Origin of the sequence: Actinocrinis sp., from assembly GCF_035946395.1 — a bacterium.
GTDB lineage: Bacteria > Actinomycetota > Actinomycetes > Streptomycetales > Catenulisporaceae > Actinocrinis.
Genome location: NZ_DASYZI010000331.1, coordinates 1 through 1,530, shown reverse-complemented (window position 1 = coordinate 1,530; position 1,530 = coordinate 1). Strand labels below are relative to the sequence as shown.

General features: G+C 66.6%; 2 protein-coding genes and 1 pseudogene. 1 reads left to right on the top strand and 2 read right to left on the bottom strand.

The window, feature by feature from the left end:
• Together VGS97_RS20650 and groES are read right to left on the bottom strand one after the other, a co-directional pair.
• Positions 1 to 425, bottom strand: a 425-nt coding sequence (locus tag VGS97_RS20650; protein ID WP_326855249.1) for a TCP-1/cpn60 chaperonin family protein, incomplete at its 3' end; no start/stop codon positions are given.
• Between the two features lie 92 nt (positions 426 to 517).
• Complete coding sequence (groES, locus tag VGS97_RS20645) at positions 518 to 829, bottom strand: co-chaperone GroES (protein ID WP_326855248.1); 312 nt, start codon at positions 827 to 829, stop codon at positions 518 to 520.
• Between the two features lie 313 nt (positions 830 to 1,142).
• On the opposite strand from groES, the pseudogene VGS97_RS20640 reads away from it, so the two are divergent.
• Positions 1,143 to 1,530 (top strand): annotated as a pseudogene (locus VGS97_RS20640) (kynureninase); the annotation flags it as partial.

Here is a 1,530-nt window from a genome sequence, read left to right as displayed (position 1 = left end):
TCGGTCTGCTCCTCGACATCGCGCGCGGACTTGAGCAGCCGCTCGGAAACCTCGGCGGCCGCCGCGTCGACGCCGCGCTTGAGGTCCATCGGGTTCGCCCCCGCGGCCACTGAGCGCAGCCCGTAGTGCACCATCGCCTGGGCCAGGACCGTCGCCGTCGTGGTGCCGTCCCCGGCGATGTCATTGGTCTTGGTGGCGACCTCCTTGGCGAGCTGGGCCCCGAGGTTCTCGTACGGGTTCTCCAGCTCCACCTCCTTGGCGACGGTCACGCCGTCGTTGGTGATGGTGGGGGCGCCCCATTTCTTGTCGAGTACGACGTTGCGGCCACGCGGGCCTAGCGTCACCTTCACGACGTCGGCGAGCTTGTTGACGCCGCGCTCCAGCGAGCGCCGGGCGTCCTCGTCGAACTCCAGGATCTTGGGCATTGACTCTTCCTCAACAACCTACGGTTGGTTCGAGTTCCGACGCAGTCGGTGGGGCAGGACCCGTGTCCTGCCCCACGAACCGCGAATCTTAACTACTTGTCGATGACGGCGAGCACGTCGCGAGCGGAGAGCACCAGGTACTCCTCGCCCGAGTACTTGACCTCGGTGCCGCCGTACTTGCTGTACAGGACGATGTCGCCGACCTTGACGTCGATCGGCACTCGCTTGCTCCCTGCGTCGTCAAAGCGTCCCGGGCCCACCGCAAGGACCTCGCCCTCCTGGGGCTTCTCCTTGGCGGTGTCCGGGATCACCAGTCCGGACGCCGTGGTCTGCTCGGCCTCGAGCGGCTTGACCACAATCCGGTCTTCGAGCGGCTTGATTACTACCTTGGTGGCGGTCGACACGTCTGACCTCCCCCTCCGGAAAGGCTAATGGTGAGTTGCTAGAGAGGGCGAACGTGGCGGCCTGCCGTCGCGGGGGTCAGACTGCCTCGTCGCGTTAGCACTCTACACTAGTGAGTGCTAAACCCGAACATAGTGGGCTCAAGCACACTCGTCAATTCGAGCCGACCGGCTGCCAGCGCGCCTGCTTTTGCTCTCTGTACACAACTGATTACATGGAGCCACTAAGATGGCCGGGTGACCGCTCATCTCGGCTCGCGCGAAGGGACCCGGATCAAGGCCTGACCAGCCCGCGGGGCGGGTTAGGGTGTGCGGTATGCCGCAGGTATCGCTGGACCGGGCGCGCGCCGAGGAACTGGACGCGGCGGACCCGCTGGGCGGGTACCGCCGGCAGTTCATGTTCGGCGACCCCTCGCTGATCTACCTGAACGGCAACTCGCTCGGCGCGCTGCCGCTGCCGGTCTTCGCGCGGATGCAGACCATGCTCCGCGAGGAATGGGGCACCGCGCTGGCCCGGTCGTGGGACCACTGGGTGGACCTGCCGACCCAGGCGGGTGACGTGGTCGGCGAGCTCGTCGGCGCCGCGCCCGGGCAGGTGATCGTCACCGACAACACCACGGTGAACCTGTACAAGCTGGTGACGGCGGCGCTGGACGCGCGGCCCGGGCGGCACGTGATCATCACCGACCACGACAACTTCCCCA